Annotated in this window: 20 protein-coding genes and 1 tRNA gene; 9 read left to right on the top strand and 12 right to left on the bottom strand. The window is 68.1% G+C overall.

Translation table 11 applies throughout. The annotated features are described in order from the left end of the window. Positions 1-4: 4 nt before the first annotated feature. Together C4B68_RS42490 and C4B68_RS19940 are read right to left on the bottom strand one after the other, a co-directional pair. A complete protein-coding gene (locus C4B68_RS42490; protein ID WP_099502051.1) occupies positions 5-2248 on the bottom strand; it encodes a serine/threonine-protein kinase in 2244 nt (747 codons plus the stop codon). Positions 2249-2378: 130 nt separating this feature from the next. Then, positions 2379-2927, bottom strand: a complete 549-nt coding sequence (locus tag C4B68_RS19940; protein ID WP_099502052.1) for a helix-turn-helix domain-containing protein — start codon at positions 2925-2927, stop codon at positions 2379-2381. A 183-nt stretch (positions 2928-3110) separates the two neighbouring features. Between C4B68_RS19940 and C4B68_RS19935 the strand changes: the two genes are divergently transcribed. Then, positions 3111-3183, top strand: a tRNA-Ala gene (locus tag C4B68_RS19935). Positions 3184-3689: 506 nt separating this feature from the next. Here the strand turns inward: C4B68_RS19935 and C4B68_RS19930 are convergent. Then, positions 3690-4394, bottom strand: coding sequence for a DUF5324 family protein (locus C4B68_RS19930; protein ID WP_099502053.1), 705 nt, complete (start codon positions 4392-4394; stop codon positions 3690-3692). 332 nt (positions 4395-4726) lie between these two features. On the opposite strand from C4B68_RS19930, the gene C4B68_RS19925 reads away from it, so the two are divergent. Then, a complete protein-coding gene (locus C4B68_RS19925; protein ID WP_099502054.1) occupies positions 4727-5260 on the top strand; it encodes a peptidylprolyl isomerase in 534 nt (177 codons plus the stop codon). A 195-nt stretch (positions 5261-5455) separates the two neighbouring features. After that, positions 5456-6361 (top strand): rhomboid family intramembrane serine protease, encoded by a 906-nt coding sequence (locus C4B68_RS19920; protein ID WP_099502055.1) that lies wholly within the window; start codon positions 5456-5458, stop codon positions 6359-6361. A 400-nt stretch (positions 6362-6761) separates the two neighbouring features. Here C4B68_RS19920 and crgA read toward each other — a convergent pair whose 3' ends face one another. After that, positions 6762-7016 carry a cell division protein CrgA gene (gene crgA / locus C4B68_RS19915; RefSeq protein ID WP_099502056.1) on the bottom strand — a complete coding sequence of 85 codons (255 nt, stop codon included), beginning with the start codon at positions 7014-7016 and terminating at the stop codon, positions 6762-6764. Positions 7017-7157: 141 nt separating this feature from the next. On the opposite strand from crgA, the gene C4B68_RS19910 reads away from it, so the two are divergent. The 6 genes from C4B68_RS19910 to C4B68_RS19885 all read left to right on the top strand — a co-directional run bounded on the left by C4B68_RS19910 (position 7158) and on the right by C4B68_RS19885 (position 11752). After that, complete coding sequence (locus C4B68_RS19910) at positions 7158-7937, top strand: DUF881 domain-containing protein (protein ID WP_099502057.1); 780 nt, start codon at positions 7158-7160, stop codon at positions 7935-7937. Positions 7938-7980: 43 nt separating this feature from the next. Next, a complete protein-coding gene (locus C4B68_RS19905) occupies positions 7981-8682 on the top strand; it encodes a class E sortase (protein ID WP_099502153.1) in 702 nt (233 codons plus the stop codon). Between the two features lie 71 nt (positions 8683-8753). Next, the gene (locus C4B68_RS19900; RefSeq protein ID WP_099502058.1) at positions 8754-8915 is read left to right on the top strand and encodes a hypothetical protein; all 162 of its coding nucleotides are present in this window, start codon (positions 8754-8756) and stop codon (positions 8913-8915) included. After that, positions 8912-9550 (top strand): aminodeoxychorismate/anthranilate synthase component II, encoded by a 639-nt coding sequence (locus tag C4B68_RS19895; RefSeq protein ID WP_099502059.1) that lies wholly within the window; start codon positions 8912-8914, stop codon positions 9548-9550. The genes C4B68_RS19900 and C4B68_RS19895 overlap by 4 nt, the downstream gene beginning before the upstream one ends. Continuing rightward, positions 9547-10935 (top strand): class E sortase, encoded by a 1389-nt coding sequence (locus C4B68_RS19890; RefSeq protein ID WP_099502060.1) that lies wholly within the window; start codon positions 9547-9549, stop codon positions 10933-10935. Before C4B68_RS19895 ends, C4B68_RS19890 begins: the two co-directional genes overlap by 4 nt. 55 nt (positions 10936-10990) lie before the next feature. Next, the gene (locus C4B68_RS19885) at positions 10991-11752 is read left to right on the top strand and encodes a class E sortase (protein WP_099502061.1); all 762 of its coding nucleotides are present in this window, start codon (positions 10991-10993) and stop codon (positions 11750-11752) included. Between the two features lie 103 nt (positions 11753-11855). Here C4B68_RS19885 and C4B68_RS19880 read toward each other — a convergent pair whose 3' ends face one another. The 8 genes from C4B68_RS19880 to C4B68_RS44090 all read right to left on the bottom strand — a co-directional run bounded on the left by C4B68_RS19880 (position 11856) and on the right by C4B68_RS44090 (position 21386). Beyond that, positions 11856-12905: a restriction endonuclease gene (locus C4B68_RS19880; protein WP_099502062.1), complete on the bottom strand. Its 1050-nt coding sequence runs from the start codon at positions 12903-12905 to the stop codon at positions 11856-11858. A gap of 217 nt (positions 12906-13122) precedes the next feature. Further along, positions 13123-15111: a Stk1 family PASTA domain-containing Ser/Thr kinase gene (pknB, locus tag C4B68_RS19875; RefSeq protein WP_099502063.1), complete on the bottom strand. Its 1989-nt coding sequence runs from the start codon at positions 15109-15111 to the stop codon at positions 13123-13125. A 170-nt stretch (positions 15112-15281) separates the two neighbouring features. Beyond that, on the bottom strand, positions 15282-16751 hold the full coding sequence (locus C4B68_RS19865; protein WP_099502064.1) for a peptidoglycan D,D-transpeptidase FtsI family protein: 1470 nt from the start codon (positions 16749-16751) through the stop codon (positions 15282-15284). Then, a complete protein-coding gene (locus tag C4B68_RS19860) occupies positions 16748-18193 on the bottom strand; it encodes an FtsW/RodA/SpoVE family cell cycle protein (RefSeq protein ID WP_099502065.1) in 1446 nt (481 codons plus the stop codon). Before C4B68_RS19860 ends, C4B68_RS19865 begins: the two co-directional genes overlap by 4 nt. A gap of 26 nt (positions 18194-18219) precedes the next feature. After that, positions 18220-19791 (bottom strand): Stp1/IreP family PP2C-type Ser/Thr phosphatase, encoded by a 1572-nt coding sequence (locus C4B68_RS19855; protein WP_099502154.1) that lies wholly within the window; start codon positions 19789-19791, stop codon positions 18220-18222. A 98-nt stretch (positions 19792-19889) separates the two neighbouring features. Further along, complete coding sequence (locus tag C4B68_RS19850; protein WP_099502066.1) at positions 19890-20414, bottom strand: FHA domain-containing protein FhaB/FipA; 525 nt, start codon at positions 20412-20414, stop codon at positions 19890-19892. Between the two features lie 10 nt (positions 20415-20424). After that, positions 20425-21264, bottom strand: a complete 840-nt coding sequence (locus tag C4B68_RS19845) for an FhaA domain-containing protein (protein ID WP_099502067.1) — start codon at positions 21262-21264, stop codon at positions 20425-20427. Beyond that, positions 21252-21386, bottom strand: coding sequence for a hypothetical protein (locus C4B68_RS44090; protein WP_257217332.1), 135 nt, complete (start codon positions 21384-21386; stop codon positions 21252-21254). The genes C4B68_RS19845 and C4B68_RS44090 overlap by 13 nt, the downstream gene beginning before the upstream one ends. Positions 21387-21627 lie beyond the last annotated feature (241 nt).

The following is a 21627-nucleotide window of genomic DNA, read 5'->3' as shown; positions in this document are numbered from 1 at the left end:
GATCTCAGATCTGGGCCAGCGCCCAGAATCCCACCGCGAAGCAGGCCAGCGCGATGAGCAGCACCGGCACAGCCACCTTCGCGGGCGGCCCGGGCCGCGGCCGAGCCCGCCTCGCGCGCCGCTCCGGAATTGCCCCCGTCTGAGGTGGAACCTGCGGGGATCGAGCGGTGTATGAACCAGTAGAGGCGTACGCGTGCTGCTGCATCGCGGCGGACGGAGCCGCGGACCGATGAGGGGAGGGCACTTGCGTGGGAGTGGGCGTCGGAGTGTGGAGGGGAGTTGGCGCCGGGAGCGCGACCGCGGTGGAGGGAGTGGGCGGCTGCTCGGGCGGATGCCTCGGCTGGTGGGGGATGGGCTGCTGCTGAGTCTCGTGCCATACCTGCTCGGGCTGTGGATGCAGCGGGGACTGCCGTTGAGGCTGAGGGTGCGGTTGAGGCTGGCTCCGGGGCTGAGCCGGTGGCTGTCCGTCGGGAACGGCCGGCTGCGGGGGCGGCAAGTGGAAGCTGCCGGTGTCCGACATCGTGGACAGCTGTGGGGGGACGGCGCCCTGGGGAGTGGGTTGCGGTGGCGGTGGTACGTCGCCCAGTGCCGACTGCGGTCGTACGTTGCCGGGGACGGACTCCGGCTGTACGGGACTGGCGCCGGCCTCCGGTCGTACGTGACTGGAGTCCGGGTCGGGTCCTACGTGGCCGGTGCGGGACTCCGGCTGTATGCCACCGGTACTGGAACCTGCCCTGGCACCTCCGGAATCGGCCTCCTGATACAGCGGGCCCGAGCTGGCTTGCCAGGGCTCGGCACTGGCACCGACACCGGCGGACGCGGAGTCAGGGACAGAGCCAGGTTCGAGCCTGGTCCCGGGGCCAGTGACGGACTCGGACTCGAAGCCGACACCGGGTTCAGCGCCGACGCCGGGCCCGTAGTCGGAGTCAGATGCAGGGTGGCGTTCAGAGGCGGAGCTGATGTCGGCCACCGGGACGGATTTGGAACGGGCGGCGGCGTCACGGCCGGAGTCGGAGTCGGAGCCGGGCACAGCACCGGAGTCGAAAACGGGCCCAGCACCGGAGCCAGCCCCAGGACCAGGGCTGGAGGAAGAGCCAGAGCCAGAGCCAGAGCCAGAGCCGGGCGCCAAGTCGAAGGCGGTACGGGAGTTGGAGCCCGTGCTGCCAGAGTCGGATCCGGAGTTGGAGCCGGAGTCGACGCCAGAGCCGAAGGCGGCGCCGGACCCGGCGTCAGAGCCGACACCAGAGCCGAAACCAGACCCGGACCCAGGCCAACGTGGCGTGCTGTCCAGGCCAAGTCGTGGCGCCGCTGCGCCCCGAGGCGGTGGTCCGGACGGCAAGCCGTCCGCGTTCACCCCTGGCACAGCCCGGAGTGGTCCGTGTGGACCGAACCCCTCGGGCAGCGGCCCGAGTTGGTCGAAGACCTCGACCAACTCGTCGTCGGGGCCTGGCTCGGGCAGCAGCTCGGCGGCCGAGGCGAGCGCCTTGCGCGCCCCGGTAGCGGTGCGGAACCGTGCGTGCGGGTCGGGCTGCAGCAGCATGGCCACGACCTGCCACAGCGGCTCGGGTATGCCCCGTGGCGCGGACGGTGTGCCGTTCTCGGCGAAGTACTCGATCAGCGCCTTGGCGTCTGGCTTGGCACCCTCCAGCAGATAGAGGGCGACCAGACCCACGGCGAAGAGATCGGCGGGGAAATCCGGCTCGGCGCCCATCATCTGCTCGGGTGCGAAGTAACCGGGCGTTCCCACCACATAGTTGGTCTCGGTCAGCCGGGGCTCGCCCAGCCGCATCGCGATGCCGAAGTCGGAAAGGCGCAGCCGTGGCCGGGCCGTGCCAGTCGCCTCGAGGAGCACGTTGGCGGGCTTGATGTCGCGATGCACGACCCCCTCGGCGTGCACGGCGGCGACGCCGGCCAGCAGTTGGTCGAGCAGGGTGCAGACGAAAGGCGGAGGCAGGGGGCCGTAGTCATTGACCAGGTGGACCAGGGAACCCCCGGCGACGAGATCCATGGTGAACAGGACCTTGTCATCGTCGGCGGCCCAGCTGGCGGGAGCCAGCACATGCGGATGATCGATCCGCAGCGCCTGCTCCCGCACGAAGCGGAGCAGCGCATGCGCGTCCCTCTGCTGCAGTACCTTGGCGGCCACATACCGGCGCCGCCGTTGGTCCCAGGCGCGCCAGACCGCACCGACTCCCCCGTGCCCGATCGGGTCGACCAGTTCGTACCGGCCGGCGAAGACCTCACCCATGGTCGTACGTCGCTCCCCTTCGGCGGTCGGTCCGGAGGCCTCTTCCGAGGTGCCCGGCTGCCTGACTTGCGGCGGCTGGAAGGTGTAACGGTCCTTCAACAGCCGGGCGTTCGGCGGCCTGGCGGCTGGCTCAGCTCTGGTGCGACTGGTAGTGCGCGACCGCATCGGAGGTGCGGCCGGCGCCGTACACCCGGAGGAACTCTGCCAGTTCCGGGTGGGTCGGGGCGAGGGTGTCGGCGGCCTCGATGATGTCGCCGGCGGCTGCCACCGAGCGCAGCAGCGACTGGATCTCGCGGACCACCCGTTTGACCGTCGGCGCGCCCGAACTGGTCGTCGACTGCGTGCTGTTGCTGAGCACCGAGCCCCCCTGCGACTTCTTGATCTCGTCCATGCGCTCGGTCGCCTCGGCGGCGCTGACACTGCCGTCCACGACCTGACCCGCCAGGTCCTGCAGCAGCTGTACACGCTGGACCACGGCGGGATTGCCGATCTTGGCCCGCTGACCGCTCATCAGCTGCGACAGCATGGGCGCGGACAGACCCAGCACCCCGGCAAGACGCGCCTGGTTGAGACCCAGATCGTCTATGAGCCTACGGAAGAGCGCCCCCAGCGGCTCCCCGTACCAGTTCCGCTGCAGCTCCCGGGCTCTTGCGGTCGCTTCCTGCTGTGCGGCGTCCATTGCGTCTCCCCATCGCTTCCCCAAATACCCGTGGTTCGCTGTAGCGAACCACGTCGAGCATCTTACGGAGAGTGGTCGTCCACGGGGACCCCCAATATTTTTGCGAGATCCCGGGGGTGACCCGGTACTCTGGTCTGCGGCGACCGTCGGCAGAGGAATCCTGCGGCCGGACGCCTGTCTTTCGGGGCCTTAGCTCAGTTGGTAGAGCGCTGTCTTTGCATGGCAGATGTCAGGGGTTCGACTCCCCTAGGCTCCACACCTCGGACCGGTCAGACGCTCTTCGTGGCGGCTGGCCGGTTTTTGTATGCCCCATTTTCTTTCCCTGTGCGCGCCCGGTGGGAGACGGCTGTCGGGCGGTATTGACGCCGACGCGAGTCGTGGCAGTGACGTGTGTCACAGGGGGTCGTTTGCAGTCATTGCAGTTCTTTGCGCAAACGGATGCGAGGCGTGAGGTTCCTGAATCCACCTGCGGGCGGCCGGTGCTGTGCGTGCGTGGCCTGTGTTGGCATGAGGGCCTTGTGCGGGCCGGTCTCTGTGAGGGTGCGTAGCTGGGTCATCACGTCCTGTTAACGAGGTCTGCACGGATGCTGCACACGGAGGGCGTTGCAAATGTCATCGTGGGCGGCTCGCGTAAATCCGCTGCTGCGCTCCCGCGCCCCTCTGATCCGCCGGCCCTCGGGCCTCCGGCCGTTCCACGTGAAACAACGCCGTGGGGCAGGAGACCGTCAAGTCTCCTGCCCCACGGCGATGTTGAGGTCGGGATCAGCGGCGATCGTCGTTCTCGTCCGCCGCCCGCTCATCGGCCTCCTTGGCCTGGACCTCGGGGTCCAGGCCGGACTGGCCGGTGCCGTCGACCGACGTCAGCCGGCCGCTCTCAGATACCTCGGTCGCGGCGGGGGGCTCGACCAGCCAGTCGGGGTTGGCCTGCTTGTCCCACCACTTCCAGGCGGCGAAGGCGCCGGCGGCCAAAACCCCCAGGACGGCCAGACCCTTGGCCAGACGACCGGCCTTCATTCGCCGTTCGTGCTTGCGGGCCAGCTTCTGGATCTCCTCGGGCGAGACCTGCCCGCGCAGCGCGGCCAGTGCCGCCACGCCACGGGACGCGGCCTCCTCTCGAACGGGCTGGGCCGCGGCCACCGCCTGTTCGATCCTCGGCATGGAGTAGTCGGCTGCCTGACGAGCCGCCTTGCGCGTACGGACGGCGGCGTCATGGGCGGCCTGGTCGACCTTCGGCGGCACATGGGTGCGGGCTTGTTCGAGGCGCGGCGCGAGATGGGCGTCGTACTGCACGCGGGCCTGTTCGGCGGCCTGCGACACCTTCGGCGCGAGCCGTACGCGAGCCTCGTGTGCGTAGTGCGAGGCCCTGTCCTTGGCCGTGTCGGCGTAAGGCGCCACCACTTCCGCGGCGTGCAGCACGCTGTCCTTCGCCGAGCCGGTCGCGGCGCGCACGCTGTCGATGCGGGTCACGGGTTTTCCTCCTCCTCGGTGGCGTACGTGGGCGTTTGAGTACCCCAAAGGCACAGTTCGCCTTTCCACCCATTTTGAGATCATGCCCCGAGCTGGGCTGCGAGGCATGCGAGATAGGGCATACGGGGCAACAGGAGCTTGTCGTCGACAATGCCACGGATCTCCGCGACGCGCCCCCGTCGCGGGGCGACCGGACCGGTTTTCCGTAAGCGCGGCGCACGAATATTCGTTCAGCTGCGCACGGATATTCGCTCAGAGGTGGTGGCCGTGCGACGTGCGGCCCGGTCCGTGCGAGGATCGTGGGGTCAAGAGAAGGCAACGGAAGGCAGATCGTGGCTGAGCAGCTTTACGCCACCCTGAAGACCAACCACGGCGACATCGAAGTCCGGCTCCTGCCGAACCACGCGCCCAAGACGGTCCGGAACTTCGTCGAGCTCGCCAAGGGCGAGCGTGAGTGGGTCAACCCGGCGACGGGTGCGAAGTCCACGGACAAGCTCTACGACGGCACGGTCTTCCACCGGGTGATCAGCGGATTCATGATTCAGGGCGGCGACCCGCTGGGCAACGGCACCGGCGGTCCCGGCTACCAGTTCGAGGACGAGTTCCACCCGGACCTCGCTTTCGACAAGCCGTACCTGCTGGCCATGGCCAACGCCGGCCCGGGCACCAACGGCTCGCAGTTCTTCATCACCGTCTCCCCGACGGCCTGGCTGACCCGCAAGCACACCATCTTCGGTGAGGTCACCGACGAGGCCAGCCAGAAGGTCGTGGACGCCATCGCGAGCACCCAGACCAACCCGCGCACCGACCGCCCGGTCAAGGACGTCGTCATCGAGTCGGTCGTCGTCGAGACCCGCGAGGGCTGATCCCCGAAGGCTGGCCCCGAGGTCTGGTCCCCGAGGTCTGGTCCCCGGGGCTCGCCCGCGGCGCGCGGTAAGTCCGAACGCTCCCGCAGGGAACCAAACGCCCCGTTCATCCGTAAGGATGGGCGGGGCTGTGCGTTGTGCACACGGACTCCCGTGTGTACGCGCGCGAGCCGTCGTACGGAGATTGGGGACCCCATGGACCAGGCGCCAGGCAACCCGCAGGGCCCACCGGATCAGGGACCGCAGGACGCCCAGAGCCTGCCCACCTGCTACCGGCACCCGGACCGCGAGTCCGGCGTCCGCTGCACCCGCTGCGAGCGCCCGATCTGCCCGGAGTGCATGGTCAGCGCCTCCGTGGGCTTCCAGTGCCCCGAGTGCGTACGCAGCGGCTCCGGCACTGGCCACTCCCCGGCGGCCGCCCAGCCCCGCACCCTCGCGGGCGGTACGGTCACCGCGGACCCCCGGCTCGTCACCAAGATCCTCATCGGGATCAATCTCGCGATGTTCCTGGTCCAGCAGGCGGTGGGCGACAGCTTCACCAACAGCTTCGACCTCTTCGGACGCGCACTGCTCTCCGGCGAGCTCCAGGGCGTCGCCGAGGGCCAGTGGTACCGGATGCTGACGTCGATGTTCCTGCACGGCAGCGTCATCCACATCCTGTTCAACATGCTCAGCCTGTGGTGGATCGGCGGCCCCCTGGAAGCCGCCCTCGGCCGCGCCCGCTACCTCGCCCTCTACTTCCTCTCAGGCCTCGCGGGCAGCGCGCTCAGCTATCTCCTCGCCGCCCCTAACCAGCCGTCGCTCGGCGCCTCCGGCGCGATCTTCGGCCTCTTCGGCGCGATGGCCGTGCTCATGCGCCGGATGAACTACGACATGCGCCCGGTCATCGCCCTGCTGGTGATCAACCTGATCTTCACCTTCGGGTGGAGCAACATTGCCTGGCAGGCGCACATCGGGGGCCTCGTCGGCGGCCTCGCCGTCGGCTACGCGATGGTTCACGCGCCGCGCGAGCGCCGGACCCTCGTCCAGTACGGGGTGTGTGGCCTGGTCCTGGCCGCGGTGGTGATCATGACTCTGCTCAGGACCGCTCAGCTCACCTGAGGACGGAATCGCATCACCTGAGGGCAGGATCGGCCCACCTGGGGACAGGATGGGCTCGGCTGGGGACAGGATCGGCTCACCTGGGGACGACGGGCCCAGCTCACCTGAGAATGTGCTCAGCTCACCTGAGGTACCGATGTTGTCCACAGATCGTGGTGGATCTTGTGCACACTGTGCGGGAACAGCTGTGCCCCCTGTCGCTGACCCAAGTTTTCCCAGGTCGGACAGGGGGCGAACAGATTTGCGTATCCCGGTAGGTCAGTCACACCGGCGTCAACGCCGGATGGGTTATCCACAGATCGTCGTTCTTTTTCCACTCCTGTGGACAACTGTGGACAGCGGCTGTGGATAACTCAGTGGATAACCCTGGGCAGAGCTGTCGTGGACGCCCTGGTGGGGGCTACTTCCACTGTGTGGAGACGCCGAATCCCGCCGCGATGAAGCCGAAGCCGACCACGATGTTCCAGTTGTCGAGGGCGTCGATCGGCAGGGAGCCGTCCGTCACGTAGAAGATGACGATCCAGGCGAGGCCGATGAGGAACATGGCCAGCATGACCGGTGCGACCCAGCCGCGGCTGGTCAGCTTGATGTTGGTCGCCTGCTTCGCCGGGGGCGGCGTGTAGTCGGCCTTCTTGCGGATACGTGACTTCGGCACGAGGGTCTCTCCTGTCGATGCGCTGCGTGGCCGCGCAGGGAACTGGGGCGGGCTCCGGGGCAGCGTACAAGGGGACATGAGTGCTCCCCCGGGCGTCCGTTAGCGTAGTGCTTCCGCGGCGCCGAAGGAGATAAGGGTACGTTGAGCAATTCTGCCGACTCCCCCGGGACGGGATCCAGTCCTGCCCGTGCGCGCCGTTTCCGGCCCGTACGTGCACTCACCGCGGCCGTGTTCGCTCTCGCCGGCCTCATTTTCTTCACCAGCTTCGACACGGCCAAGGGCACCAATATCCGCACGGATGCGTCCTTGCTGAAGCTGTCCGACTTGATCCAGGAGCGCAGCCACAAAAACGCGTCGCTGGACGAGTCCAACAGCGCCCTGCGGGACGAGGTCGACGCCCTCGCCGAGCGGGAGAGCGGCGGCACGAAGGCCGACGATGCCAAGCTCGCCGCGCTGGAGGAGACCGCGGGCACCAAGAAGCTCAAGGGCGAGGCCGTCACGGTCACGCTCAACGACGCCCCTCCGAACGCCACGGCGAAGCTGCCCGGCTACCCCGAGCCGCAGCCCGACTACCTGGTCATCCACCAGCAGGACCTGCAGGCGGTGGTGAACGCCCTGTGGGAGGGCGGAGCCCAGGGCATCAAGGTGATGGACCAGCGGCTGATCTCCACGAGTGCCGTGCGCTGTGTCGGCAACACCCTGATCCTCCAGGGCCGCGTCTACTCACCGCCGTACAAGATCACCGCTGTCGGTGACCCGCAGAAGCTCCAGAACGCGCTCGCCGCCTCTCCGGCGATCCAGAACTACATGGTGTACGTCAACGTCTACGGGCTCGGCTGGAAAGTCGAGGAGGACGGGCCGGTGACTCTTCCCGGCTACTCGGGCACAGTGGATCTCCACTACGCGAAGCCTGTGGAGTAGTGGGCCAGTGCACTAGTAGCCGCCGCTGGGGGACCTTGTGTCGGTGCGAGTGGTCATCAGGACGATCAGCGAACTGTGCACCACCGTCGGCACCGTGATCGTGCTCTTCGTGGTCTACGTGCTGTTCTGGACGGGCGTGAAGGCCGACAGTGCGATGGACCACCAGATCGACGTGCTCCAGAGGGAGTGGTCGAAGGGCACGGTCGCCCAGGAGCCGAAAACGCCCAGCACGGGCGCCCCGGCCGCCGGGAGCCCGGCGCCGCCCGGCCCGTACAGGTACGGGAAGCCCTTCGCGCTGATGTACATCCCGCGGCTTGGTTTCACGTGGAACAAGCCCTTGCTCGAAGGCGCCGCCGCGAGCGTCCTCAAGAAGGGGCTCGGGCACTACCGGGGCACGGCCCAGCTCGGGCAGACGGGGAACTTCTCGGTCGCCGGCCACCGGCGCACGTACGGGGATCCCTTCAAGGATTTTCCCCGGCTGCGCCGTGGTGACGCGGTGGTGCTGACCGACGGGACGACCTGGTTCACGTACCGCATCGACAAAGGTCCCTACAAAGCAGTGCCGTCGGACATTGAGGTGATCGATCCTGTTCCACGTAAGTCCGGGTACACGCGGCCGGGCCGCTATCTCACGCTGACCACCTGTGACCCGGAGTGGGGACACAGCCACCGGCTGATCGTCTGGGCGCACCTTGATTCCACGCAGCCTGTGGAGGCCGGGAAACCGGCGGCTCTGCGCCGTTAGTCTGGTGCAGTACGGCGTGAGCCCGGTGGTGTGTGAGGGCTCGGGTGCCGTGGCGCGACGGAAGGGACGGCATGTACGGCTGGATCTGGCGGCATCTGCCGGGGAACGCATGGGTGAGGGCGATGATCTCACTCGTACTGGTCCTCGCGGTGGTCTACGTGCTCTTCCAGTACGTCTTCCCGTGGGCCGAACCACTGCTTCCCTTCAACGATGTGACGGTGGACAACCAATGAGCGCGCGGATTCTCGTCGTGGACAACTACGACAGCTTCGTCTTCAACCTGGTCCAGTACCTGTACCAGTTGGGCGCCGAGTGCGAGGTGCTGCGCAACGACGAGGTGTCGACCGCGCACGCCCAGGACGGCTTCGACGGGGTGCTCCTGTCACCGGGTCCTGGCACTCCGGAACAGGCCGGGGTCTGCGTCGACATGGTCCGGCACTGCGCCGCGACCGGAGTCCCCGTGTTCGGTGTCTGCCTGGGGATGCAGTCGATGCAGGTGGCGTACGGCGGTGTCGTGGACCGCGCGCCGGAGCTGCTGCATGGCAAGACCTCCCGCGTCGAGCACGGGGGCCAGGGGGTCTTCGCGGGCCTGCCGTCGCCCTTCACCGCGACCCGCTATCACTCACTGGCGGCGGAGCCGGAGACCGTGCCGGACGAGCTGGAGGTCACGGCTCGTACCCATGACGGGATCATCATGGGCCTCAGGCACCGTGAACTGCCCGTCGAGGGCGTGCAGTTCCATCCCGAGTCGGTGCTGACCGAGCACGGCCACCGGATGCTCGCCAACTGGCTGATGGAGTGCGGCGACAAGGTGGCCGTGGCGAGGTCGGCGGGGCTCGCCCCGGTGGTGGGCAGGGCCACGGCGTGACCGCGCTGCGCCCCGAGCGCGACAGCTCCCCCTCGTACGGCGGCGAGGCCGCGTACGGGGGCGCTGACGCGTTCGAGGGCGCGTACGGGATTGGAGGCGGTTACGGGACCGGGGGCGCGGGCGTCTATGACGCGGCCGAGCGGCTCGCGGACCCACTGACGGATCCCCTGCCGGGGCAGCGGCAGGGACAGCCGCAGGGCGGGCAGCAGGAGGAGTGGTACGACCCGGAGGGGTACGCGCGGGACTGGTACGCGGGGCAGGTTGCTGCCCAGCCGCAGCCGCAGCCGCCGCAGCCACCGCGGCAGGCGCAGGTGCGGCAGCAGTCGCCCTCGGCGTACGAGGAGATGTACGCCCGGCCGCCGTACGAGGCGACGTACGCCCCGCCGTCGTACGAAGAGCCGGTGGCCGCCCCGTACCAGGAGCCGGTCGCCGCTCCCTATGAGGAACCCGTCGCCACGCCCCTGACGGTGGACGACGAAACGGTGGGGCTCCGCGTCTCCGAAACACCCCGCAGAGCCGAGAGCGCGGCCGGGAGCGGGTCCGTACCCGCGACCGGAGGCCGTGCGGCGCGGCGCAAGGCTGCGCGGCGGCATGGGCGGCGCGGAGGGGCTCAGGAGGCTCAAGAGCCCCAGGGGGACCGGGAGTCGGCGGAGAAGGGCGCTGGGGCGCCTCTCAGCCGCGTGGAGGCCCGGCGGGCGGCGCGGGCGCGCAAGCCCAGCGCGGGCGTCATCGCGAGCCGGGTGATCGGCGAGGTGTTCATCACCACCGGCGTGCTGATGCTGCTGTTCGTGACGTACCAGTTGTGGTGGTCGAACGTGCGGGCCAACCAGCAGGCGGGCAGCGCCGCGAACAGCCTTCAGGAGGACTGGGCGAAGGGCAAGCGGAACCCGGGGACGTTCGAGCCGGGGCAGGGGTTCGCCATCCTGCACATCCCGAAGCTGGACGTCGTATCGCCCATCGCGGAAGGAATCGACAAGCAGAAGGTGCTCGACCGCGGGATGGTGGGCCACTACGCCGAGGGCGCGACCAAGACCTCGATGCCGGACGCCAAGACGGGCAACTTCGGGATCGCCGGGCACCGCAATACGCATGGGGAGCCGTTCCGGTACATCAACCGGCTGCAGCCGGGCGACGAGATCGTGGTCGAGACGCAGGACGACTACTACGTCTACGAGATGGCGGCGATCCTGCCGGTGACGAATCCGGGCAATACGAGCGTGCTGGACCCGATCCCCAAGGGGTCGACTTTCACCAAGCCGGGCCGCTACATCACACTGACCACCTGCACGCCGGAATTCACCAGCAAGTACCGCATGATCGTCTGGGGCAAGATGGTCGAGGACCGGCCGCGCAGCAAGGGCAAGCCGGACGCGCTCGTCGAGTAGGACGCGCCGGGGCACGTGAGACAACCTGAGACAGACCAGACGGGGCAGATGCACAGTGGCAGCGAGGACCGACCACGGCGAGCGCGCCGAATCCGCGGCCGAGGTTGATGGCACGGCGCCCGCACCGCGACGTCGCGGCTCCCGCGGCCGTATCGCGATGGCCGTCAGCGTTTTCGGCGAACTCCTCATCACCGCGGGTCTGGTGCTCGGCCTGTTCGTCGCCTACTCCCTGTGGTGGACGAACGTCGTCGCGGACCGCGCGGCGAACCAGCAGGGCGACAAGGTCCGCGACAACTGGGCGCAGGACAAGGGCGGTCCGGGCGCGCTCGACACCAAGGACGGCATCGGCTTCCTGCACGTCCCGGCGATGAACAACGGCGAGATCCTCGTCGAGAAGGGCACCTCGACCGAGGCCCTCAACGACGGCGTCGCCGGCTACTACACGGACCCCGTCAAGGCGACCCTGCCGACGACCGGCGACAACGGCAACTTCACCCTCGCCGCCCACCGCGACGGCCACGGAGCCAAGTTCCACAACATCCACAAGCTCAAGAAGGGCGACCCGATCGTCTTCGAGACCAAGGACAAGTGGTACGTCTACAAGGTCTACGAAATCCTCCCGGAGACCTCGAAGTACAACGTCAAGGTCCTCCAGTCGGTCCCCGAGCAGTCCGGCAAGAAGAAGCCGGGCCACTACATCACGCTGACCACGTGCACGCCGGTGTACACGTCCCGGTCCCGGTACGTGGTGTGGGGCGAGCTGGAGCGGGTCGACAAGGTGGACAGCGAGCGGACTCCGCCGAAGGAACTGGGCTGAGCGACAGCCCTCCTCCAGGGGGTCTTTCACCTAGGATGGCGAAGGCCCGAAGCCGCAACTTCTCTTTGCGGCTTCGGGCCCTTTCGGTCGCCTGCGGTGATGCTTACTGGAGGGCAGGGAGCGGGACTCCCGCGCTCCACTTCTCCAGGTGAGCGCGGTCCACGAGGGTGACGCCGTGGCTCTCCGCGATGGCACGCGCGTCGGGCGTGAATGACGTCGTAGCGACGAAGAGTGCCACGTCGGCCGCGTGCTGGACGTGCGAGGCGCCGAGGAACTTCTGCAGTTCGCCGCTCCACACGGGGCGGTATGGCGCGAAGCTCTTGCACTGCGCGACAACCGTGCGGCCGTCGGCGGTGCACGCCGTGACATCGACTCCCCGGTCACCCGGACCGCCGTGCACGATGACATCCGTACAGCCGTCGCGGCGCAGCAGAACGGCGATGTGGTGCTCGAACTCCCGCCAGTTCATGGCGTCGATGGAGGCCATGATTCCGGTGTACTGGCGCGGGCCACTGGTGCGTTCGAGATCGGTGATGCGGGTGTCGTGGTCGCACAGCCGCTGCTCGATCCGCTGGACATCCTCACGGAGAGAGATGAGTTCCTGACGGTGTTCGCCCGAGGTTTCGATCAGGGCGTTGAACATCGGGACTACCGTCTTGCCGAGGATGTGGGTGATGCGGCGGTCGACGCGTTCGTCGAGCGACCTTACGTCGCTCGGGGCAGGTTCCCCCATGGGATGAGCGCGAGCCAGGTACTCCATGTCGAGGAGGTACGTGCGTACCCGGCGGGCGACGTCGCTGTCGCGGAGGAGCATGGCGATGTTGAGCATGGCCCGTCGGGAATAGATGGTGAGGCTTCTGCGGGCCTGTGGATAACTTCCAAGCGAGAGTGACATGTTGTCACTCTCGAATTTCCGCAGGTCAGCGCCGCGCAGCACGACTAGCCCATTGACCTCCAGTTCCTCGCGATGGCGCTTTACGAGCTGCCGGACGGTCTCGATGGCCACGTCGAAGTACGTGGCAACCATCGCCGTCGTCACATGCATGCCGTCCGGCAGCAGTGACAGCGCTTTGACTTTGTCGAGTACTTCCGTGCGCTCCAGCACGCTGCTCCGCAGCGCTTTCGATTCCAGCAGAGCCGATTCGTCGATCACGTACTGCCCCTTCTACTCGTGTCGTGGCCATGTGGCCGGGGCAGAGCGTCGAATCCCCGCCCTATCCGTTCAACGAGTCACGAAGTATGAAGATACGGCCGAATTTCGCACAGAAGGTCGGCGAGGGCGGGTGGGATACGGGATCGACGACACGACACGCAGGGGACACGGGAAAGGCCCCGGCACTCTGATGAGTGCCGGGGCCTTTGAACGTCGCTCAGTCGCCTCCGTCGGCTCCGCCGAAGATTCCGCCGTTGTTGTTACCGCCATTGCCGCCGCCGCCCAGCGTGGTCAGCGTGACCGGGGCGTTCGGATCGGCCGGTGTGTTCGGCTGAGGGTCCTGGGCGACGACGATCGCGTCGTCGGCCGGGTTGCTGCCGGGGGCGAAGGCGACGTTGTTGAAGCCGCTCTGCTGCAGGATCTTCTTCGCCTCCTTCACGTTCTGGCCGACGACGCCCGGCACCGTGGCCTGCGCCTTGGCCTTGCCGATCTGGATCGACACCTTGGAGCCGGGGTCGGCCGGCTGGTTGGGCGCCGGGACGGTCTGGATGACCTTGCCGACCTGGTTGGGGTCGGCGGTCTCCACCTCGGTGCATTCGCCGACGAGGTTGTTGGCCGTCATCTGGGCCTTGGCCTCATCACAGGTCTTGTTGGCGACGTCGGGGACGATGGACTGCTGCTTCTCCTTGGCGATGGTGAGGGTGATCGTCGATCCCTTCTCCACCTCGGTACCCGGGTCCAAGCTCTGTTCGAGGACCGTGCCGGGCGCCACGCTGGACTCCTTGGGCTTCGTCTTGACCTCGAACTGGTACTTGTCGGCCTCAAGCTTCGCCGTCGCGGAGTCGACGTCCTCGTCGATGACGTTCGGCACCGCCACCTTCGGCGCCCCGGTGGACACAACCAGGTTGATCGTGTCCCCCTTCTTCACCGACGTCCCCGCAGCCGGGTCCTGCTCGCAGACGTTGCCCTTGGGCTCCTTCTCGCAGGGCTTCTTCTCGGTCGTGAGCTTCAGGTCGCGGTTCTCCGCCATGTTCTTGGCGTCTTCCAGCGTCTGGCTCACGAAGTTCGGCGCCTTGAACGTGTCGTTGCTGACGCCGTCGCCCCCGAACGCCCACTTGCCGATGAGGATCGCGCCGATGAGGACGAGAACGCCCGCCACGACCAGGAGGACCGTGGAGGTGTTGTTGTTCTTCTTCTGGCGGCGGCGGTCGGGGCGGTCGTCGTAGCCGAAGCCGCCGTCGTCCGGGTTCATCGGCGGGAGCATGGACGTGGCCTGCGCGTCCGTGGAGCGCAGGGCCGTCGTCGCCTGGTCGTCGGGGTAGCCGCCGTAGCCGACCGAGCCCATGGCCGCGGTGGCCGCGACGGGCTGGCCGTCGAGGCAGGCCTCGATGTCGGCGCGCATCTCGTCGGCGGACTGGTAGCGGTAGTCCGGGTCCTTGACCAGGGCCTTCAGTACGATCGCGTCCATCTCGGGCGTGATCTCGGGGTCGAAGACCGACGGGGGCTGCGCTTCCTCCCGTACGTGTTGGTACGCCACCGCGACCGGGGAGTCGCCCACGAAGGGGGGACGTACGGTCAGGAGCTCGTAGAGCAGGCAGCCCGTCGAGTAGAGGTCGGAGCGGGCGTCGACCTGCTCGCCCTTCGCCTGCTCCGGCGAGAGGTACTGGGCCGTGCCGATGACCGCCGCCGTCTGCGTCATCGTCATGCCGGCGTCGCCCATGGCGCGCGCGATGCCGAAGTCCATCACCTTGACCTGGCCGTTGCGCGTCAGCATGACGTTGGCCGGCTTGATGTCGCGGTGGACGATGCCGTTGCGGTGCGAGTACTCGAGCGCCTGGAGGATGCCGATGGTCATCTCCATCGCGCGCTCGGGCAGCAGCTTGCGGCCCGAGTGCAGCAGCTCGCGCAGTGTGGACCCGTCGACGTACTCCATCACGATGTACGGGATGGAAGTGCCGTCGATGTAGTCCTCACCCGTGTCGTACACGGCGACGATCGCGGGATGGTTGAGCGAGGCGGCCGACTGGGCCTCTCGGCGGAACCGGGCCTGGAACGACGGGTCGCGTGCGAGGTCAGCCCGCAGCGTCTTCACCGCCACGGTGCGGCCGAGCCGGGTGTCATGTGCGAGGTAGACCTCTGCCATGCCACCACGGCCGAGCACCTGGCCCAGCTCGTACCGGCCGCCGAGGCGACGCGGCTCTTCCATAGCTACCTACCAGCCCTCTCCGTTGGTCCCGACCGCACCTTTGTGTGGTCCGGCGGTGTGCTGTCCGGGCATACGGTACCCGGCTCCGCTTGTGTGACCTGGCCAAGACCGTCACCCGATACAGGACCGGTATCGCAACGTGCACCGATGTGAAGACGGCGTGAGCGGGGTCACTTCTTGCTGTCGATAACTGCCTTCATCACGTCCCTTGCGATGGGGGCGGCGAGGCCACCACCCGAGATGTCGTCACGGTTGGCGCTGCCGTCCTCGACGACCACGGCCACGGCGACAGGCGAGCTGCCGTCGCTGAGCCTGGCGTACGAGATGAACCAGGCGTACGGCTTCTCGCTGTTGTCGATGCCGTGCTGGGCGGTGCCGGTCTTGCCGCCGACGGTCACGCCCGGGATCTGGGCCTTGGTGCCGGTGCCCGTCTTGATCACCGTCTCCATCATCGACTGCAGGATCTGCGCGTTCTGCGAGGAGAGCGGCTTGCTCAGTTCCCGCTGCTCGGTCTTCTCGATGACGTCCAGGTTGTGGGTGCTCAGCTCGCTGACCATGTACGGCTTCATCAGGGTGCCGTCGTTGGCGACCGCGGAGGCCACCATGGCCATCTGCAGCGGGGTCGTGGCGGTGTTGTACTGGCCGATCGAGGAGAGCGCGGTCTGCGACTTGTTCATGCCGTCGGAGAAGACCGACGCGGTGGAGCGGACCGGGACGAACTGCTCGGAGCCGAAGCCGAACTTCTTGGCCTGCTCCAGCATCTTGTCGTTGCCGAGGTCGGAGCCGATCTTGCCGAAGACGGTGTTGCAGGAGACCTCGAGCGCGACCCGCAGCGTGGCGTTCTCGCAGGGGAGGTCGCCCTCGTTGGGCAGTCCCGTCGTGGTGCCCGGCATGGTCCACGGGTCCGGCGAGTCCGTCTTCGTGTCCGCGTCGCTGTACAGCCCGTTCTCGAGGGCCGCGGCCGCCGTCACGACCTTGAAGGTGGAGCCCGGCGGGTAGGTCTCGCGCAGCGCCCGGTTGAGCATCGGGTCGTCGGGGTCGGACTTCTTCTGGAGCTTGTTCCAGGCCTTCGCGTCCGCGTCGGTGTTGCCGGCGAAGGTCGACGGGTCGTACGACGGCGTGGAGGCCAGCGCCAGGATCGCGCCCGTCTGGGGGTCGACCGCGGCGACGGCGCCCTTCTTGTCGCCCAGGCCCTCGAAGGCGGCCTTCTGCGCGGCGCCGTTGAGGGTGGTGACGACGTTGCCGCCCTGCTTCTTCTTGCCCGTGACCATGTCGAGGGTGTTGCGGAAGAAGAGCCGGTCGTCGTTGCCCGTGAGGATGCCGTCTTCGAGCTTTTCCAGCTGGGAGGCGTCGAAGGCCTGCGAGGCGTACCCGGTGACGGGGGCCCACATCGGGCCGTTCCTGTACGTCCGCTTGTACTCGAAGTCGCTGCCCTCGGACTTCTTGGACCCGGTGATCGGGTTGCCGTCCACGATGATGTCGCCGCGTGGGGTGGCGTATCGCTCGATGGCCACGCGGCGGTTCGCCGGGGCGGCGCGCAGCTCGTCCGCCTGGACGTACTGGAGCCAGTTGTCGCGGATGAGCAGGGCGAGGACGAGGAGTCCGCAGAACAGTGCGATCCGGCGCAGGGGTTTGTTCACGGCCGGACCACCTGGGTCATCTCTGCGTCGGGGTTCGGGGCGGGAGCGGGCGCCGGGCGGCGCGCGGTGTCGCTGATCCGGATCAGGATGCTGATCAGAACCCAGTTGGCGATGACGGACGATCCTCCGTAGGCGACGAAGGGCATCGTCATACCGGTCAGCGGGATCAGGCCCATGACGCCGCCGGCGACGACGAAGACCTGGAGGGCGAAGCCGCCGGAGAGGCCGACGGCGAGCAGCTTGCCGAAGGGGTCGCGGGCCGCGAGTGCCGTACGGATGCCGCGCTCGACGATCAGGCCGTAGAGGACCAGGACGGCCATGATGCCCGCGAGGCCCAGCTCCTCGCCGAAGGTGGCGAGGATGAAGTCGGAGTTGGCGGCGAACCGGATGAGCTCGGAGTGGCCCTGGCCGAGGCCGGTGCCCAGCGTGCCGCCGGAGCCGAAGGCCCACAGGGCCTGCATGGCCTGCTCGGAGTGGACGATGCCGTCGCTGGTCCCGGCGCGGCTGAGCTGGTACTCGCGCATCGGGTCGAGCCAGGCCTGTACACGCGTCTGGATGTGCGGCTCGAAGCTCGCCACGCCGACCGCGCCCACGGCGGACATCAGCAGACCGAAGACGATCCAGCTGGTCCGCTCGGTGGCGACGTACAGCATGATGACGAACATTCCGAAGAACAGCAGCGACGTACCGAGGTCGGTCTCGAAGACCAGGATGAGGATCGAGATCGCCCAGACGACGAGGATCGGGCCGAGGTCGCGGCCACGCGGCAGGTACAGGCCCATGAACCGGCGGCTGGCCAGGGCCAGCGCGTCGCGCTTCACCATCAGGTAGCCGGCGAAGAAGACGGCGAGGACGATCTTGGCGAACTCGCCGGGCTGGATGGTGAAGCTGCCGACCGAGATCCAGATCTTGGCGCCGTAGATGTTGGCGCCGAGGCCCGGGACCAGGGGCAGCAGGAGCAGGACGAGCGCGCCGACCATGGAGATGTAGGTGTAGCGCTGCAGGACGCGGTGGTCCTTGAGGAAGACGAGGACGCCGACGAACAGGGCGATGCCGAGCGCGGTGTACATGAGCTGCCGGGGTGCGGAGCCGCCTGCCTGGTTGATCGACTGGAGCAGCTTGGACTGGTCGAGACGCCAGATGATCACGAGTCCGAGGCCGTTGAGCAGCGTCGCCAGCGGCAGGAGCAGAGGGTCGGCGTACGGCGCGAACTTGCGTACGACGAGGTGGGCGACGCCGGCGAGCAGGGCGAGGCCCAGGCCGTAGCTCAGCAGGCCGGGCGGCACCGTTTCGTTGATGGCGAGGCCCACGTTGGCGTAGGCGAACACCGGGATGACGACGGCGAAGACCAGGAGCGCCAGTTCGGTGTTGCGCCGGCTCGGTGTGCCGATGGAGCCGATCGTGGAGGTGTGGTGCGTCGGCGTGTTCGTACTACTGCTCATCGTGTGACAGGGCCCCTCACGGCTGCTTACTGCTTACCGCACAGCGAGACCAGCTTCTGCTCTTCGTCGGAGAGACTGGGGCCGGGTGTGGGAGTGGGTGCGGTCGTGGACTTGGAGGACGACGGTGCCGAGTTCGACGGGGTCGGGCTCGGGGTGGACGTGGCCTTGGACGTCAGGGAGGTCCGTGTGGTTCCCGTGGTTCCGCCGGCCTCGCCCTCGCCGGTCCTGGCGCTGTTCTCGCTCTCGGCGGCGCGGCGCTGGGATTCCTTCTTGCAGGCGGAGGCCTGGAGGGCGAGCTCGTCGATCTTCGACTTGGCGTCGTGCAGGCCGCCCTCGGTGATGGTCGCCTTGACCTGCTTCTGCTGGTAGGGCGGCAGGTACTTGAGTTCGATCTCGGGGTGGTCCTTCTCCAGGTCCGAGAGCGAGACCCAGGCCAGGTCCTGGCTGATGCCCCGGTACAGCGCGACGTGCTCGCCCTTGGTGCCGACGTAGTACTGCGTCTGCGTCCAGCGGTAGCCGCCGTACAGGCCGCCGCCGATGACGGCGAGGGCGAGCGCGGCGTAGAGGGATCTCTTCAGCCACTTGCGTCCGGTGCGCGGTTTGACGAAGTCCTCGTCGGAGTAGCCGCCGAAGCCGTCCGTGGGCACATAGCCGGTGGTGTCGCCACTTCCGGGCGGGCCGAACTCACCGCCGCCACCCTGTCCGGGGACCGGGCGGCCGAGGTGGGAGGCGCGGCCCGCGGGTGTCTGCATGGCGCCGTTGTCGTGCAGCTGGTGCTGGTTCTCGGCGACCGCGCCCACCACGACCGGGGTGTCGGAGAGCTGCCCGGCGAGGGTGTCTCCGGAGTCGATGTCGAGGACGTCGGCCACGATGACCGTGATGTTGTCGGGGCCGCCGCCGCGCAGCGCGAGCTGGATCAGCTCCTGCACGGTCTCCTGCGGGCCCTGGTAGCTGGCGAGGGTGTCCTCCATCGTCTGATGGGAGACGACCCCGGACAGTCCGTCGGAGCAGATCAGATACCGGTCGCCGGCGCGGACCTCGCGGATGGAGAGGTCCGGTTCGACGTGGTCGCCGCTGCCCAGCGCGCGCATGAGGAGGGACCTCTGCGGGTGGGTGGTGGCTTCCTCCTCGGTGATGCGTCCCTCGTCGACGAGGCGCTGCACCCATGTGTGGTCCTGCGTGATCTGCGTCAGTACGCCGTCCCGCAGCAGATACGCGCGCGAGTCGCCGACGTGGACGAGACCGAGCCGCTGACCGGTCCACAGGAGAGCCGTGAGGGTCGTCCCCATGCCTTCGAGCTGGGGATCCTCCTCGACCATCATCCTGAGCTGGTCGTTGGCCCGCTGCACGGCCGTGCCTAGCGAGGTGAGGATGTCGGAGCCGGGCACGTCGTCGTCGAGCGGGACGATCGTGGAGATCACCTCGGAGCTGGCGACCTCACCGGCGGCCTGGCCGCCCATCCCGTCGGCGATCGCGAGCAGACGCGGACCGGCGTAGCCGGAGTCCTCGTTGCCCTCGCGGATCATGCCTTTGTGCGATCCGGCGGCGAAGCGCAGTGACAGACTCATGCGCACCTCGCCCGTCGGCTCCGGGTACATCCGCACGGTGCCCACCCTCCGGTCGGGAGCGCGCCGGGGCCCGTCGTGTGGACCGCCGCTGCGTGCTCGCTCCGCTCGCGCTCATTCATGATGTAGCACTACTTCCGCAGCTCGATGACGGTCTTGCCGATGCGGATCGGCGCGCCCAGGGGAACGGGCGTGGGAGTCGTCAGCCGGCTCCGGTCGAGATACGTGCCGTTGGTGGAGCCGAGGTCCTCGACGATCCACTGGCCGTCCCGGTCCGGGTAGATCCTGGCATGCCTGCTGGACGCGTAGTCGTCGTCCAGCACGATGGTGCTGTCGTGCGCGCGGCCCAGGGTGATGGTCTGCCCCTGCAGCGCCACCGTCGTACCCGTAAGGGTGCCTTCGGAGACGACCAGCTTGGTGGGGGCGCCGCGGCGCTGCCGGCCGCCGCCGCTGCCCGCTGCCGCCTGCTGGCGCTGCTGCGGCGGCGTTGCCTGGCGTGCGGCCTGCTGCGGCCTGTTGGCGTCTCGGCGCGAGCCGCGCTGTGTGACGCGCGTTCCGAACAGGTCGCTGCGGATGACCTGCACGGCCACGATCACGAACAGCCACAGTACGGCCAGGAAACCCAGCCGCATGACCGTGAGGGTCAGCTCTGACATTGCCCCCGCTTCACCCTTCGGCTTGCCGGTAAATGATGGTGGTGCTGCCCACGACGATCCGCGAGCCGTCGCGGAGCGTAGCGCGGGTGGTGTGCTGTCCGTCCACCACGATGCCGTTGGTGGATCCGAGATCCTGGATCGTCGAGGGCGTTCCGGTCCGGATCTCGCAGTGACGGCGCGAGACACCGGGGTCGTCGATCCGCACGTCGGCTTCGGTGCTGCGGCCCAGCACCAGCGTCGGGCGGGAGATCTGGTGGCGGGTGCCGTTGATCTCGATCCAGTGCCGCATACGGCCGCCGGCCTGCGGGCCCGCGGCCGCGCCGGGCCGCTGGCCCATGGGCGCGGGGCCGGGGCGTGCGCCGGGCGGCGGGGCGGACGGCATGGGGGGAGCGCCTGCGGGCTGGGCGGGCGGCGGGTAGCCGTAGCCGCCGGGGCGGCCGGCGGCCGGGGCCGACGCGGGAGCCTGCTGGCTGCTGGAGGAGGCGAGCGTACGGCTGCGTACCCGGTACAGACCGGTGTCGAGGTCGTCCGCCTTCTCCAGGTGCACCTTGATGGGGCCCATGAAGGTGTAGCGCTGCTGCTTCGCGTAGTCGCGCACCATGCCGGCGAGCTCGTCGCCGAGCTGGCCGGAGTAGGGGCTGAGGCGCTCGAAGTCCGGCGTGCTCAGCTCCACGATGAAGTCATTGGGTACGACGGTCCGGTCGCGGTTCCAGATGGTCGCGTTGTTGTCGCACTCGCGCTGGAGTGCTCCCGCGATCTCCACGGGCTGGACCTCGGACTTGAACACCTTGGCGAAGGTGCCGTTGACCAGACCTTCGAGACGCTGCTCGAACTTCTTCAGGACTCCCATGGGGCACCTCCTCCTTCGTAGCCGTCCTGGTACAGCTTGCTGTGGTCTTGCTGGCCCTGCTGGTCTTGCTGGCTCTGCTGGTCTTGCTCGTCCTGCTGGTACTGCTTACTGATCGTATCCACGCGTCGGGAAATCGGCTGGTTCCCCCTGTCGGCCCGGTCGACGGGTTGTCGACGCCTTCCGAAGTCCCCTCCCGAAGTTCCCTTCGGGGCTCCTCTTCGAACTCTGCCCGGCACTGCTTCTGCCATGGATCGTAGAGGCGCCGCGTGACCAGTGTCCCGCACCTGACTGTGCGGCCCGTCCGGCTCCTGGGGAGATGCGCAGGACCGGTACGAGGTTGATACGTGAACCAGTACTGACCGA

Source organism: Streptomyces dengpaensis (assembly GCF_002946835.1).
GTDB classification, from domain to species: domain Bacteria; phylum Actinomycetota; class Actinomycetes; order Streptomycetales; family Streptomycetaceae; genus Streptomyces; species Streptomyces dengpaensis.
Note: the sequence above shows the minus strand (reverse complement) of the source record. Positions and strands in the feature narration are given on the sequence as shown.

Coding starts and splice junctions, on each gene's coding strand:
- C4B68_RS19850 (WP_099502066.1), bottom strand. CDS start 20,414: ATGTCAGAGCTGACCCTCACGGTCATGCGGCTGGGTTTCCTGGCCGTA.
- C4B68_RS19855 (WP_099502154.1), bottom strand. CDS start 19,791: ATGTACCCGGAGCCGACGGGCGAGGTGCGCATGAGTCTGTCACTGCGC.
- C4B68_RS19920 (WP_099502055.1), top strand. CDS start 5,456: ATGGACCAGGCGCCAGGCAACCCGCAGGGCCCACCGGATCAGGGACCG.
- pknB (WP_099502063.1), bottom strand. CDS start 15,111: ATGGAAGAGCCGCGTCGCCTCGGCGGCCGGTACGAGCTGGGCCAGGTG.
- C4B68_RS19895 (WP_099502059.1), top strand. CDS start 8,912: ATGAGCGCGCGGATTCTCGTCGTGGACAACTACGACAGCTTCGTCTTC.
- C4B68_RS19940 (WP_099502052.1), bottom strand. CDS start 2,927: ATGGACGCCGCACAGCAGGAAGCGACCGCAAGAGCCCGGGAGCTGCAG.
- C4B68_RS42490 (WP_099502051.1), bottom strand. CDS start 2,248: ATGGGTGAGGTCTTCGCCGGCCGGTACGAACTGGTCGACCCGATCGGG.
- C4B68_RS19860 (WP_099502065.1), bottom strand. CDS start 18,193: ATGAGCAGTAGTACGAACACGCCGACGCACCACACCTCCACGATCGGC.
- C4B68_RS19845 (WP_099502067.1), bottom strand. CDS start 21,264: ATGGGAGTCCTGAAGAAGTTCGAGCAGCGTCTCGAAGGTCTGGTCAAC.
- C4B68_RS19900 (WP_099502058.1), top strand. CDS start 8,754: ATGTACGGCTGGATCTGGCGGCATCTGCCGGGGAACGCATGGGTGAGG.